This window comes from Sporosarcina sp. P32b (genome assembly GCF_002743335.1).
Lineage (GTDB): Bacteria > Bacillota > Bacilli > Bacillales_A > Planococcaceae > Sporosarcina.
Map to the genome: position 1 here is coordinate 49671 of NZ_PDZB01000010.1, position 13538 is coordinate 63208.

General features: G+C 41.9%; 15 protein-coding genes. 3 read left to right on the plus strand and 12 right to left on the minus strand.

Annotation, left to right across the window (positions count from 1 at the left end):
* Positions 1-8: 8 nt before the first annotated feature.
* The 6 genes from grpE to gpr all read right to left on the minus strand — a co-directional run bounded on the left by grpE (position 9) and on the right by gpr (position 6738).
* Positions 9-587: a nucleotide exchange factor GrpE gene (gene grpE / locus CSV64_RS08825; protein WP_099634174.1), complete on the minus strand. Its 579-nt coding sequence runs from the start codon at positions 585-587 to the stop codon at positions 9-11.
* On the minus strand, positions 584-1639 hold the full coding sequence (gene hrcA / locus CSV64_RS08830) for a heat-inducible transcriptional repressor HrcA (protein ID WP_099634175.1): 1056 nt from the start codon (positions 1637-1639) through the stop codon (positions 584-586). The genes grpE and hrcA overlap by 4 nt, the downstream gene beginning before the upstream one ends.
* Before the next feature lie 90 nt (positions 1640-1729).
* Positions 1730-2869: a radical SAM family heme chaperone HemW gene (hemW, locus tag CSV64_RS08835; protein WP_099634176.1), complete on the minus strand. Its 1140-nt coding sequence runs from the start codon at positions 2867-2869 to the stop codon at positions 1730-1732.
* Positions 2870-2939: 70 nt separating this feature from the next.
* Positions 2940-4763, minus strand: coding sequence for a translation elongation factor 4 (gene lepA / locus CSV64_RS08840; RefSeq protein WP_099634177.1), 1824 nt, complete (start codon positions 4761-4763; stop codon positions 2940-2942).
* Between the two features lie 83 nt (positions 4764-4846).
* Complete coding sequence (spoIIP, locus tag CSV64_RS08845; protein ID WP_233190426.1) at positions 4847-5647, minus strand: stage II sporulation protein P; 801 nt, start codon at positions 5645-5647, stop codon at positions 4847-4849.
* 53 nt (positions 5648-5700) lie between these two features.
* Positions 5701-6738 carry a GPR endopeptidase gene (gene gpr / locus CSV64_RS08850; RefSeq protein WP_099634178.1) on the minus strand — a complete coding sequence of 346 codons (1038 nt, stop codon included), beginning with the start codon at positions 6736-6738 and terminating at the stop codon, positions 5701-5703.
* A 194-nt stretch (positions 6739-6932) separates the two neighbouring features.
* Between gpr and rpsT the strand changes: the two genes are divergently transcribed.
* Entirely contained in the window at positions 6933-7184 is a 252-nt protein-coding gene (gene rpsT, locus CSV64_RS08855; protein WP_099634179.1) for a 30S ribosomal protein S20, read from the plus strand.
* 50 nt (positions 7185-7234) lie between these two features.
* Here the strand turns inward: rpsT and holA are convergent, their stop codons facing one another.
* The gene (holA, locus tag CSV64_RS08860) at positions 7235-8242 is read right to left on the minus strand and encodes a DNA polymerase III subunit delta (RefSeq protein ID WP_099634180.1); all 1008 of its coding nucleotides are present in this window, start codon (positions 8240-8242) and stop codon (positions 7235-7237) included.
* A 104-nt stretch (positions 8243-8346) separates the two neighbouring features.
* Between holA and CSV64_RS16650 the strand changes: the two genes are divergently transcribed.
* A complete protein-coding gene (locus CSV64_RS16650; RefSeq protein ID WP_158233022.1) occupies positions 8347-8511 on the plus strand; it encodes a hypothetical protein in 165 nt (54 codons plus the stop codon).
* Between the two features lie 173 nt (positions 8512-8684).
* Positions 8685-8819, plus strand: coding sequence for a YqzM family protein (locus tag CSV64_RS08865; RefSeq protein WP_029054667.1), 135 nt, complete (start codon positions 8685-8687; stop codon positions 8817-8819).
* Between the two features lie 59 nt (positions 8820-8878).
* Here CSV64_RS08865 and CSV64_RS08870 read toward each other — a convergent pair whose 3' ends face one another.
* The 5 genes from CSV64_RS08870 to rsfS all read right to left on the minus strand — a co-directional run bounded on the left by CSV64_RS08870 (position 8879) and on the right by rsfS (position 13538).
* Positions 8879-11140: a DNA internalization-related competence protein ComEC/Rec2 gene (locus tag CSV64_RS08870; RefSeq protein ID WP_099634181.1), complete on the minus strand. Its 2262-nt coding sequence runs from the start codon at positions 11138-11140 to the stop codon at positions 8879-8881.
* A 17-nt stretch (positions 11141-11157) separates the two neighbouring features.
* Positions 11158-11721, minus strand: a complete 564-nt coding sequence (locus CSV64_RS08875) for a ComE operon protein 2 (protein WP_099634182.1) — start codon at positions 11719-11721, stop codon at positions 11158-11160.
* A gap of 13 nt (positions 11722-11734) precedes the next feature.
* Complete coding sequence (locus CSV64_RS08880) at positions 11735-12388, minus strand: helix-hairpin-helix domain-containing protein (RefSeq protein WP_233190427.1); 654 nt, start codon at positions 12386-12388, stop codon at positions 11735-11737.
* 68 nt (positions 12389-12456) lie between these two features.
* A complete protein-coding gene (locus CSV64_RS08885; protein ID WP_099634183.1) occupies positions 12457-13197 on the minus strand; it encodes a class I SAM-dependent methyltransferase in 741 nt (246 codons plus the stop codon).
* Positions 13194-13538, minus strand: coding sequence for a ribosome silencing factor (rsfS, locus tag CSV64_RS08890; protein WP_099634184.1), 345 nt, complete (start codon positions 13536-13538; stop codon positions 13194-13196). Before rsfS ends, CSV64_RS08885 begins: the two co-directional genes overlap by 4 nt.

Sequence of the window (13538 nt, forward strand, 5' to 3'; positions counted from 1 at the left end):
TTAGTTTTTTATTCGTTTACTTTAACCATGGACGGTCGTAGTACACGCTCTTTAAGTTTATATCCTTTTTGCAGTTCTTCCAAAACAATTCCAGAATCTTTCTCTTCTTCATTGCCTGTCATCACTGCCTGATGGAAGTTCGGATCGAATTCTTGATCAAGTGCTTCAATTTCTTCGAGTCCGTCAGATTTTAAAGCTTCTACTAATGAACGGTAGACCATTTCCATCCCTGTTAAGAGGGCTTTCGTCTCTTCCTCTTTTGCTTCAACAGCAAGTGCACGTTCGAAGTTATCCAGTACAGGCAAAATATTCACCATAACGTTTTGTGCACGGTATGTTTGTAACGTTTGATAGTCGAGTGAAGCTCGTCTTTTGACGTTTTCCATATCTGCTAATACGCGTAATCTTTTACCCTCTTCTTCTTCAAGAGCTTTCGTTAATTCATCTATTTTTTTCTCAAGTTCTTGTTCTGTAGTGAGCTCTTCGACGACTTCAACATCTAGCTGATCTGTCGCTTCGGTTTGCTCTTGCTCATTTTCGGAAAGATTTTCATCTAGTTGCTCTTCGAACTCTTGGTTTTCTTTCACGTGTCTTGCCTCCCGTTCCCGTCTTTTCCGATCGTTAATCGATGAAGTGCAGAAGATAAATCATTGCTTAATATATCAAGCAATGTAATGACCCTTCCGTAATCCATTCGCTTCGGACCGATAATTGCGATGGAACCTTCCATATTCTCTCCTGCCGAGTACGTGGAAGTAATCACGCTGTAGTCTTCCATTTCAATCACATTGTTTTCAGAACCTATACGAACTTGAATACCTTGTTCGTTTTTTTGGAAAAGCCCCATGGCAGGATTGCCTTTCTCTATCAGTTCAAAAAATGATTGCATCTTTTGGAAGTCGTGAAATTCCGGTTGTTTCCACATATTCAATTTCCCGCCAAAATACAATCGCTCTTCCGGCTCCACTGCCATTGCTTGCTGCAAGGAGCTGAATAGTTGTTCAGCTTGGTGAATATGCTGTTCAAATACATGTTTCGCTTCGAGTTGCAATTTTTGCTGCAACTGCACAAGCGATGTGCCGATTAGGCGTTCATTTAAAATATTTACCGTCTTCTCAATTTCCGAAGCAGTGAGACCAGGTGGTACATCGAAAATCCGATTTTCCACATGTCCGTTATCGGTTACGATAATCGCCACTGCCCGTTGTTGATCGAGTGGAACAATAGAGAATTTCTTGACGGCATGCGTTGATGTGTCAGGTCCAAGTAGGATCGACGTATAATTCGTCAAGTCAGAAAGAATGGTTGCGGATTTCCGAATTAATTCTTCCGACTCTCCCACTCTCTCCTGAAACACCGTACGCAACTGCAAGCTGTCCTCCAGGCCTAGAGCTTGTGGTTGCAATAAATGGTCCACAAAGAACCGATAGCCTTTTTCGGAAGGCACCCTTCCAGATGATGTGTGAGTTTTTTCTAAATAACCCATATCTTCCAGATCCGCCATGTCATTCCGAATGGTTGCCGAACTAAATGGCGCTTCCGGCTTTTTCGACAGTTGTCTGGAACCAACCGGTTGAGCAGACTCGATGAAATCTTTCACTGTCAATTGTAGTATGAGCAATTGTCTGTTTGTCAACATGATCATCACTCCTGTTAGCACTCATTAACCCCGAGTGCTAATACTACTCATAATTTATCAAATTCTATTTTATATGTCAACGAATCAAACTCAATCTCCTAATAAAAATTCCTGAAATACTGTATTCCCTTGAAATACACCTTTTCTAGTCAAACGAAGATGGTCCCCATCGATTTGTAGAAGCCCTTGCTGCTGCAATTTTTCTATCGGGGTGCCAAAAACTGTATGAATCGGCCGCTCGAATTTCTGCTCGAATTCTTTCATCGAAACCCCTTCGATGATTCGTAAGCCGAGAAACATTTCTTCTTCCATCGATTCAGCCAGAGTTACGTCATGTACTTCTTTACGAGGTAACTTCCCTTCCTCCAATAGATTAATGTAATGTGTCAACGGCCCGACATTCGCATAACGCTCTTTGCCGATATAACCGTGGGCACCTGCACCTATGCCTGCATAATGAGAGTTTTCCCAATAAATCAGGTTATGAAACGAAGGATAACCAGGTTTAGCAAAATTACTAATTTCATATTGATCGCGACCTGCCGCATTCATGCGATCGATTACCATCGAGAACATTTCTGCTTCAATGTCTTCTCCAGGCAATGGCAACTTTCCTTTGACCATTCGATTATAAAAGACGGTTTTCGGTTCCACAATCAATGAATAAGCCGAGTAATGGGGGAGATCAAGCGCTAATGCCCGATTGATGGTCTCTTCCCATTCTCTTACTGTCTGAGTAGGTAAGCTGTACATTAAATCGATGCTAATGTTTTCGAAGCCGACTTTACGCGCAGCCTTAATGACGTTCTCCACGTCTTCATTGGAATGCGTACGCCCAATTTGTTTCAGTAGACGTTCGTTGAAAGTCTGCACGCCAATTGACAAGCGATTAACGCCTTTTTCCTTCAATATAGAAAGTTGTCCTTCCGATAAATCATCAGGGTTCGCTTCTGTCGTGAATTCCTTTAATGCTGTGACATCGATATACTCTGAAACAATTGTCAACAACCGGTCAAGCTGAGGAACATTGAGTGCTGTAGGTGTACCACCACCTAAAAACACAGTTTCCACTTCATCAAATGAATAACCGGCTTCTTTCATATAATAAAACTCTTTGCCGATCGATTCGATGTATTGATCGACAGGTTGATTTTTAAGAAATACTTTATTGAAATCACAATAATGACAAATTTGCTGGCAAAACGGTATATGGATATACACTCCCCGCATGCTGTCACATCCTTTTTAAGTATGTAAACGGCAAAAAGAGGGCGGTTTGCCCCCTTTTCACTGAATTTAATTAATCTTCATCCATCTTCAAAACAGCCATGAATGCTTCTTGTGGAACTTCCACCGAACCAACTTGCTTCATCTTTTTCTTACCTTCTTTTTGTTTCTCAAGCAATTTACGTTTACGGGAAATATCTCCGCCGTAACATTTTGCTAAAACGTTTTTACCCATTGATTTAATAGTAGACCGTGCAACGATTTTTTGACCGATTGCCGCTTGGACAGGAACCTCAAACTGTTGTCTTGGAATTAACGATTTCAGTTTTTCAACGATTGCCTTGCCGCGTTCATAGCTAAAGTCATTGTGCACGATAAAGCTCAGCGCATCCACATTTTCGCCGTTTAGCAAAATGTCCATTTTTACGAGTTTCGAGCGCTTATAGCCAATCAATTCATAATCCAGTGACGCGTATCCTTTTGTACTGGACTTCAATTGGTCAAAGAAGTCATAGACGATTTCAGCTAACGGCAGTTCATAGATGATATTGACACGTGATGCGTCCATATAATCCATTGTCATAAAATCTCCACGTTTACGCTGACAAAGCTCCATGACAGATCCAACGTAATCATTCGGTACCATGATGGAAGCTTTAACATATGGCTCTTCCACAAAGTCTACTTTTTGCGCACTAGGCATCATCGATGGATTATCTACACTCATCGTTGAACCATCCGTTAAGTTTACTTTATAAATAACACTCGGTGCTGTCGTGATCAAGTCAATATTGAACTCACGTTCGATCCGCTCCTGAATGATTTCCATATGCAACAGGCCAAGGAAGCCACAACGGTAACCAAAGCCAAGCGCTTGGGATGTCTCTGGCTCATATTCAAGTGCAGAGTCATTCAATTCCAGCTTTTCAAGTGCTTCCCGCAAATCGTTGTATTTAGATGTATCGATTGGATACAATCCGCAGAACACCATCGGATTCATACGACGGTAACCTGGTAATGCTTCCTCTGCAGGATCATTGACAAGTGTTATCGTATCCCCTACTTGTGTATCGCCTACCGTTTTAATGGAAGCAGATAAGAATCCTACATCGCCTACAGTCAATTCGTCACGTGGAGAAATACCTGGAGTGAAGACACCTATTTCTAGTACTTCAAATTCTTTACCCGTTGCCATCATGCGAATCATATCGCCAGGCTTTACTCTTCCTTCTACGATACGGATATTGACAATGACCCCTTTATATTGATCATAATGGGAGTCAAAGATCAGCGCTTTTAGTGGCGCTTCCGGATCTCCTTGAGGTGCCGGAACTTTTTCTACGATCTGTTCCAAGATTTCATCAATCCCAATTCCAGATTTCGCAGAAGCTAAAACTGCTTCAGATGCATCTAAACCGATGACATCTTCAATTTCTTTTTTCACACGATCTGGATCTGCTGCTGGAAGATCGATTTTATTAATAACAGGTAATATTTCCAAATCATTGTCTAGCGCCAGATAGACGTTTGCTAATGTTTGCGCTTCGATGCCTTGCGCCGAATCCACGACAAGAATAGCACCTTCACAAGCCGCTAAACTTCTCGATACTTCATATGTGAAGTCGACGTGTCCTGGTGTATCAATCAAGTGTAACGTGTAGTCTTCACCATTTTTTGCCGTATATACTAATTGAACGGCATTCAGTTTAATGGTGATTCCGCGTTCACGTTCTAGGTCCATCGAATCCAATGATTGTGATTTCATATTACGTGTTTTCACTATTTCCGTCTTTTCTAAAATTCGATCAGCCAGCGTTGATTTACCGTGGTCGATATGGGCAATGATAGAAAAATTTCGGATGTTTTTTTGACGTGCTGCTCTCTGCTCTTGATTCATCACTGTTCACTCCTACATGTACGTACCTATTTAAGCTACTTGAATTATAGCAGTGAACGGTTCAGACTTCAATATTTGAAAGATTATTGCACGATCATCATTGCGGAAATAGATTCACCAACGACAGATATCGTTTGATTGATCTCCATTTCCGTATTACCCACCCCACCCATTTCGATTAATATGATGCTCGTATTTAAATCTTGATTGTATTTACCATCTACTCCACGGCCACCTTTGATAATGATTTCCCGTGTAATCCCAGGCACTAATTTTTCCATCTCATTTTTCAATTGCTTTGCTTTGGCCAGATTCCGTTCGTAATACGGATGGTCTCTTCCAATGACGAATGCCACTTTTGCATAGCGTTGACCCGCGTGTGTAATCGTCGTTTTGGAAGGACCTAGCGAATCTCTGTGCATGTCGATGACTAAATCATAAGACTGCTCATTAACCTTTTTTTCTACATACGGCCTGATCGCAGCATACGAGCGATGATACGGTATCTTCTGTTGTTGCATGATTTTCACAATATCGATATCGAGCTGTTCTGCCGCAAGGCCATGTGAAATTAAATTCTCTTTTAGCCGCTCGCCCACTTTTAAAATATTCTCTGAATGGTGAGATACCGCTACTTTTCCGTTCGCTGCTTTCGTAATAGGTTCATACGCTTCATGTGAGTGAGTCGAATAAATCAACACACTCCCTTCTGTTTTCGGACGAATATCTTCTTCCAATACATTGGATGCGTAGACTATTGTGCTTGGTTCCTTTAACGAGAGGGCAGTGGGGATGGTCGGCTGTTTGGGAATATACTGCAGAACGACAGGAAAGATGAACAATACAAAGATTACGCTCATCCAGATTTGCATAGTTTTTTTCATAGTAATCCCTCCATCTTCCACACTATGCGGAAGAAAAAAGGTCAATGACTAGTTCATGTATTTACTTTATGAATCCAGCTAATTAATGAAGTCGACAATGCAGTTGCGTAGTTCGCTACCCATGAATCAATTTCTTTTGGAGATATAAATGTCGACAATTCTTGATTGGTCAGTACTTCTTCAAATAATTGGATTCTTTCTTCATGCGTCCAGGATGACCAATCGCCGAATATAGGGCCCAGCGCTGTGCGATCCGCATCTTTAGTTATGCGTTGTGGAAAACGTCCCGTTGAAAGTTTAGACGAAGGCATACCCTCTTCTTCTATTTTCGCTGCGATATAGCCGAACATCGTGTCAATAGCATCCGCCACCAGTACAGGACCGTCCACAACCGTTGGCACACCTATTGCAATGACCGGGATACCGAGACTTTTCTCCGATAACTCTTTGCGGCTGTTCCCTACACCTGAGCCTGGATGAATGCCTGTATCTGTCAGCTGAACCGTGCGGCAAAGCCTTGCACTACTCCTCGCGGCAAGCGCATCAACGACGAGCAATAGATCGGGCTTACTTTGATCGACGATTGCTTTGACGAAGGAAGCCGTTTCCAAACCGGTCTGAATAGTTACACCCGGTGCATAAACCATCACACCACTCTCATCCGCTTCGTAATAATCCGGTATTACCTCTTTCACGTAATCCATCACGGCGGGTCCAACAGCGTCTGGCGTAATCTCTCGGTTGCCGAGACCAACGCATAATACTTTTTTTACGCCGCCCGGTAAATTCTCTTTTATTAATGTGTCCATTTTTTCGACGACAAGTTCACATAACGCTTGAAGCTCTTCGATTTCGTGAACAGCAAGTGTCGGAATCGTTAGCGTAATATATGTACCTTTCGCTTTTCCGATTTCTTCTTCACCTTCTGCCGTTACTTTTACAGTTGTCGCCTTAATTCGACCAATTGTTTGTTCTTCGACACGTATTCCGGACATTTTTTTCAATTTCTTTTCTTCTGACTCTGTCTGATGCCTGACAAATTCGTCACTTTCATCGATTAAATCCGTACGAAAGTAGTTGATTTCGCTCATTTTCTTCACCTCTACTAGCAAGTTTGTGCATTTTACCGGCGTTTATTCTGGAATTGTTTGCTGTAAAGTTGAATCGCTTTACTTTTTTTCTTGCAATCTGTCTGTAGCTTTGTTAAAATTATGCTTGTTGTAAAGAGATGTCCGGATGATTGTGGAAACACTCTTGCCTTACCTGAAAGCTGGAGGTGAATGAAATGCCAAACATTAAAGGTGCTATCAAACGCGTGAAACAAAGTGCTGCTGCGAACGAGCAAAACTCTAACGTAAAAGCTTCTATGCGTACTGCTATCCGTAAAGCGGATGCGGCTCTTATGAATAACGAAGAGAACGCTGAAGAACTTTTGAGAAATGCTGTGAAACAATTGGATACTGCTGCCCGTAAAGGTCTTATCCCAAGAAACACTGCTGCTCGCCAAAAATCACGTCTAACTAAAAAAGCTCAATAATGATATGTTAAAAGACTGCCTCCTCGTGACGGCAGTCTTTTTTTGCGTTCTTATAGACCATTCATTAAAAATAATTCCAATTTACGCTGGCGATTACCACTCGTAGTTTTAAGTTGCAGATCAATCGTTGCCAAATCATCCAATGCTTTTAGCAACACTTGCAAAGGCGGAAGCTGTCGCTGCATCATCAATTTAACACGATATGGATGGATTCGTAGCGTTGTGGCAATTTGTTGTTGTTGATAGCCTTTTTTCCGTAAATTTGTCACGTGTATCATTAAACGGACTTGACTCGCTATGAGTGACGCTAGCATGATCGGCTCTTCTCCATTGCGTAATAAATCATGGTAGACAGTGATTGATTCCGCCCGTTTATTATTGACGAATGAATCCGTTAGGCGGAATACATCCATCTCAGGTGTCCTGGTCACCAGTTGCTCAATAACAGCAGTATCCACAATGCCATTAAACGCTAAGTAGCCAGCGAGCTTGTCCACTTCCGTAGCCAATGTGAGTAAGTCGGTTCCAGATATCTCCATAAGAAATTCGGCGGTCTTTTTATCAAACTCAATTCCTTTATCCTTACCTTGCTGCATTATCCACGTAGATACATCTTGCCCTTGCAAAGCAACGGCTTCTACAACGACTGCATGCTTTTTTATTTTCTTCGTTATTTTCTTCCGCGCATCTAATTTTTCATATGGGGCCACAAATACTACGGTAGCAGTAGGCGATGGGTTTTCCAGCCATTGTTCCAACATTTCTAGTTGATGGTTCTGCTTTTCCTTTGAATGATCCGTCGCTTTCAAGAATGAACAATTTTTTGCGACGATTAATTTATGGTCGACTAAAAATGGAAATTCATTCGCCACTTCGAGTACAGCCTGAATTGGAATTTCTTCTAAATCAAAACGATTCACTTCTGATGATGTCATACCAGGGATTGCTTTGATTAATTTTTTGATCGTTTCATCAAGTAAGTGTTGCTCTGTGCCTGTTAGTAGATAAACTGGCTGCACATCACCTTTTTCAATTTGACTCCAAATTTTTGTAACCATTTTCTCCACCTCAATTACCGATTGCTTGCTATTAAAAACCTGTGATAACTATACATGAAAATCAATCATTTCTCCATACTAGCAAGTAAAGGAGGTTTATATTGATGAAAAAATCTAATCGTTTGGACGTAAATTCACGTAAAAAATTGAAATCTGAGGAGAAAGAAGAAATATCACTAGAGTTAACAGAGCTTGATCATTTAGCACCGAAGCAGGAACCGATGACACCGAACCATCGAGAGACGGCGGAAAAGGACAAATACTATTAATTCTACACGACGAGGCGGAATTTGCGATGCGCAACTCCGCTCGTATAACTTATAAGGCACGGACTCTATGAACAAATTGTGTCAACGTATGTGACAACTCCTAAAAACTGCGATTTTAATGGATTTTTCTTTCACTTTCATCTATACTTAGTATGGAATTAGGAGGTGTAGCAATGAATGAATTTGAACATGATGTCCAGTCCAAACGTAATGATGCGATTGACAGCGGCATCGGCTTTATAGTAGCGTTTATCGGTTTTTCTGCAATTTTTGTTGTTGCTACGATCATCGATATCGTCGCTCTCTAATCAACTGTTGTATAAAATAGACACATCCACCACATTGGTGGATGTGTCTATTTGTTTTTCTAACGACTCGAAGTGGCGGTGTACACTCCATCTTTCACACGCAATTCAATCGTTCCTCTTTCGGCTGTCGACCAAAACGGTATACTGTGTTCATCAAAGCGCTCGATGACTTCTGCATGCGGATGCCCGTAGCGACTATTCCTTCCCGCTGATACAATAATAAAATCTGGCTTAAGAAAATTAATAAACGGCTCTGTACTCGATGTTTTGCTTCCATGATGGCCAGCTTTTAGTACAACGCGTTGAAAATCAGCAGTTAGATATCTCTGCAAAAACCGCTGCTCTCCCTCTTTTTCGAGATCTCCAGGAAAGATGAAATGAAGATCTTCTTTCTTCATCACAAGTACCAATGAACTATCATTTCCATCATATTTACGTTCTTCTGGCGCTACATACTGGAATTGATAGTCTGCCACTCTCCAATTCATCCCTTCCTTAACTAGTTGCACTGAAATGTTCTGCTCCTTTGCCAACTGCAACACTTCATCCATCGCCTTCTCCTGTTCACTGCCAGGCGACAAATGAATTTCCTTTACCTTCAACTCGTCTAATACTTCATCGGCACCCTCCATGTGATCCATATCGGCATGAGATATTATCAGCCGGTCTATTTTCGTGATTCCTTTTGCTTTTAAGTACGGCACGACGATATTTCGCCCGATTTCAAAAGGTTGCTCAGGTGTTTTCCAGTCAGTTTCGCCAAAATGGACAACTCCACCTGTATCTATTACATACACTGCTTTCCGATACGGCATTTCGATTATCGTGCTATCCCCTTGCCCAACATCTACATACGAAATGATTACGTCACGATGCAGTATCGGTTTAATTTCTAGATAGAGCGCTGGGAGAAGCAAGCAGATCAGACCGATGAGGATGAACTTCTTTCTTTCCAGACAGACGAGAAAGATGAGGATACCGACAACAGCAAGTGCTGAGCCGACGCCCCCCGGTTGTCCGGGCGTCCACATTTGATAAGGAAAGGAAGCAAACCAAGTCGTTACACTACCAATCCATAGTCTCACTGGCTCATAGATGAGAAAGAGAATGCTTGCTAGCGGTGGCGCGATGTAGGTGCAGATCAATAACAATAAATTGGCAGGTAGGATAAATAATGAATACAACGGAACGTAGAACAAATTCGCGATAAAAGAAGAAATCGATAACTCGAAGAAGTGATAGAGCAAAATAGGATAAAGTGCAACTTGTGTAATGACGGTGACGAGAAATGAAACGACCAATCCATTTTTCGCTTGATTAAGAATAGCTGACGAGTACAACAAAGAAAACGCAGCTAAATAGGATAACTGAAATCCCGGCTGGAACACGATAAAAGGTTGCATTATGATGAAGAATAATGCGCTTAAAGCAAGAGCATCATCAAGGCGCAACTTTAAATTACCTGAAACAGCAAGTAATACAATCATGGTCACCGTGGCTGCACGCCAGACAGACGGTGCTCCACCAGCAATACATGCGTAGATTGGCAAAAAAATGAGTAATCCGTATGTCACCCACTCTTTACGAAAGCCGATACGCAGCAATATTGCTCGAATGAAAAACGTCAATAAACCGACGTGCAAGCCAGAAATCGCAAATAGATGCGTAATACCTAGCGTCTGATACTCATTTTGCAAGATGCGATCCATACCCGAACGGTCACCGATCAATAACGCTTCAGCTTCTGTAACGAGTGAAGGTGGAAATTGATTATGAATATGTTGTTTAATCGCAGAACGATAGTGAGAGAGTCGTGAACGCGGTGTAGTAAGTCGTTCGCTCGATGTGATACGAGTGGCTTCTAGTATGCCTGCGGCTCCATTCATTCGTAAATAACGCAGCATATCGAATGAATACTCATGGGCAGCTGGTTCCATTTCTTTTGGCTCTACTTCCGCCGTGAACTGATACGTCGCTAATCGCGCAGACTGAAATCGGATTTTTTCTTGTTCGGAATGTAACGGATACATCATATAGACAACGGTGCCGTCAGATAAGGTGGCGAAACCTTTTACTTTAGCCCCGTCGATTTTCACTTGATCTTTCCAATGAAAAGTCACGACTGAATCGTCAGGAAGAGTTGTAAAATGGCTAGAGAAATAGAAAAAAGAGAGACTTGCAAGAAGTGTGCAAAGAAGGAGGTGTAGATAATCTTTGCGTAAGAAGTAGAACGGTATGAGGAATAAAGCATTCAAAAATAAAAGCGATCCTGAAAGCTCAGCTGCAAACGCAGAAATCGCAACAGGAATCGCTATATACATCCATCGTATCGATCGGATTAATTGCCAAATAAATGATTCACCCTTTGCAAAAGGGCATCCAGTTCTTCAGGTTCAGCGCCAAGTTCCTGCATTTTCGTCAACATCTCGTTGAATAATGAAAATTTCTCTTCACTGGCGAAGTCAATTGAACGCGCGTCAAACGGTACTTTTTCAATCTTTACGCCTGCTTGCGCAAATAGCTCGAGTGCATACTCACTATTACGATAATCTTCGGCATATTTAATGCGTTCTATCCCTGCCTGAATCAATGCTTTACTACACTGTAAACACGGGAAATGCGTGACATAAATGGTCGCCTTGGCAACCGGTATGCCATATTTGGCACATTGTAGTAATGCATTCATTTCTGAGTGTATCGTTCGAACGCAATGATTGTCCACGACATAACAGCCGTGTTCAATACAATGATCTCCACCCGATATCGAACCATTATAGCCGCCAGCAATAATGCGTTGGTCTCGTACTAAAATGGACCCTACCGAGAGTCGCGTACATGTGCTGCGCATCGCCAGCAAATGACTTTGCGCCATGAAGAACTGATCCCAAGTAATTCGCTCCATACGGTTGCCTCCATCAGTTAAGAATTATATGTGGTTCTAATTTTTCAAATGTTTTGTCACCAATACCTGACACATTTTTAATTTCGTCCAATTGCGAAAAAGCTCCATGCTCTTCACGGTATTGAACAATCGCCAGAGCTTTTGCTGGGCCTATGCCAGGAAGTGTCTGAAAATCATTTTCATTCGCAGTATTGATATTTACTTTTGAAGTCGAACTGTCAGAAGATGATGACGCTGAAGCCGGTTGCTCATATACCGGTGGCTCTTCTCCTGCGACCGGTACATAGACGACAGATTCATCCTGCAGTCTTTGCGCATGATTCAACAACCTGGTGTCAGCGGCATCTGTGTAGCCTCCTGCTTTGTCGATTGCATCAAGTAATCGATCACCATCTTGCATCGAATAAAGTCCAGGATGTTTCACTGCACCTTTAACGTCCACTAGAATTGCAACAGTAATAGCTTCCGCGACCAATTCGACAGGCGCTTCCACTTCTTTATTTTGTTCAGCTGTTTCAATTGGTTCAAATAGGGATTGTCCATGTTCTTCGGAAAGTTGATCCGGTTGTTCTTGGGGAAAGAACAAAACAGTGGAAAGTACAGCGAACGCTGCAATAGGAATGATCAATGTACGCCATTTTTCGGTAAAGAATGAACGGATAAGCAACAATCCTTTCTTTCAGCACCGTATGGAGTCTCATTAACTATACCCGATTCCGAAATACTATGGTAGTCCTATTTTCGAACTTGGAAGAATATTCTCTCACTTTCTTCCTCAGGTGCTTCATCTTCCCAGTCTGCAAAAATTCGTTCAATCTGAAATCCAACTTCTTCAAGCATTTGAACATATTCCGGTACTGCAAACGATCGTTGCATATGTACTTCGTCAAAACGTTGATACGAATTATCTCGTTGTTTTACGAAAAACGCCAACTCGGAATAAATTGAATGATTCTCGTCTCCAGGGCTAGTTTGCCAAATATATGCAATACGTTGATTATCAAAAACAAAAGGTCCTTCAAGGAAGATCTCATCCATTTTGTATAATGAATGCACATCAAAGAGCAACACGCCACCCGTAGCAAGCGCTCCATAAATCCGGCGGAACGTTTCTATGACGTCTTGCTGCTTTATTACATAGTTCAATGAATCGATTGAGATGATCGCAGCATCAAATGTATCTTCTACATCCAGTTGCTGCATAGGTTGCTCGATAAACTGAATATCCAGAGAAAATGACTGTGCACGGTGCGAAGCAACCTCGAGCATATCTGAAGAAAGATCAATACCGGTGACATGTGCCCCTTTTTTCGCAAGCATTGCAGAAAGCAAGCCAGTTCCACAACCTATATCTAATACTTTTTTCCCTGAAACGCCAGCAGACGCCAAATCGAGTAACTCGACATAGGCGTCATACGGGATATCATTCATTAGTTCGTCATAAATAGATGCGAACGCTGAATAGGAAGAACTCATATTTCTTCCTCAACGTTTAGTAACTGTGCGTCTCCCCATAGCTTTTCCAAGTTATAGAATCCGCGTTCGTCTCTGTGGAATACATGGACGACTACGTCTAGAAGATCGACTAAAATCCAACGACCTGCGTCAAACCCTTCCAAACGTTTCACCGTGTATCCTTCTTTAGAAGCCGCATCCGCTACTTCGCGCGCGATGGCTTGCACTTGTCTTTCAGAGTTAGCATGACAAATGATGAATTGATCAGCAATTAGTGAGATGCCCTCCATGTTTAATACTACGATGTCTTCTGCTTTCTTACTATCTACTGCTTCATAAGCTAATTCTAATAATGTTGGCAT

Bases quoted from the DNA above. Each gene is read 5' to 3' on its own strand.
- CSV64_RS16650 (WP_158233022.1), top strand. From the start codon at position 8,347: ATGAAAAAATCTAATCGTTTGGACGTAAATTCACGTAAAAAATTGAAA.
- gpr (WP_099634178.1), bottom strand. From the start codon at position 6,738: ATGAGCGAAATCAACTACTTTCGTACGGATTTAATCGATGAAAGTGAC.
- rsfS (WP_099634184.1), bottom strand. From the start codon at position 13,538: ATGCCAACATTATTAGAATTAGCTTATGAAGCAGTAGATAGTAAGAAA.
- rpsT (WP_099634179.1), top strand. From the start codon at position 6,933: ATGCCAAACATTAAAGGTGCTATCAAACGCGTGAAACAAAGTGCTGCT.
- hemW (WP_099634176.1), bottom strand. From the start codon at position 2,869: ATGCGGGGAGTGTATATCCATATACCGTTTTGCCAGCAAATTTGTCAT.
- holA (WP_099634180.1), bottom strand. From the start codon at position 8,242: ATGGTTACAAAAATTTGGAGTCAAATTGAAAAAGGTGATGTGCAGCCA.
- CSV64_RS08885 (WP_099634183.1), bottom strand. From the start codon at position 13,197: ATGAGTTCTTCCTATTCAGCGTTCGCATCTATTTATGACGAACTAATG.
- spoIIP (WP_233190426.1), bottom strand. From the start codon at position 5,647: ATGAAAAAAACTATGCAAATCTGGATGAGCGTAATCTTTGTATTGTTC.
- CSV64_RS08865 (WP_029054667.1), top strand. From the start codon at position 8,685: ATGAATGAATTTGAACATGATGTCCAGTCCAAACGTAATGATGCGATT.
- CSV64_RS08870 (WP_099634181.1), bottom strand. From the start codon at position 11,140: ATGTATATAGCGATTCCTGTTGCGATTTCTGCGTTTGCAGCTGAGCTT.
- CSV64_RS08875 (WP_099634182.1), bottom strand. From the start codon at position 11,721: ATGGAGCGAATTACTTGGGATCAGTTCTTCATGGCGCAAAGTCATTTG.
- lepA (WP_099634177.1), bottom strand. From the start codon at position 4,763: ATGAATCAAGAGCAGAGAGCAGCACGTCAAAAAAACATCCGAAATTTT.
- hrcA (WP_099634175.1), bottom strand. From the start codon at position 1,639: ATGTTGACAAACAGACAATTGCTCATACTACAATTGACAGTGAAAGAT.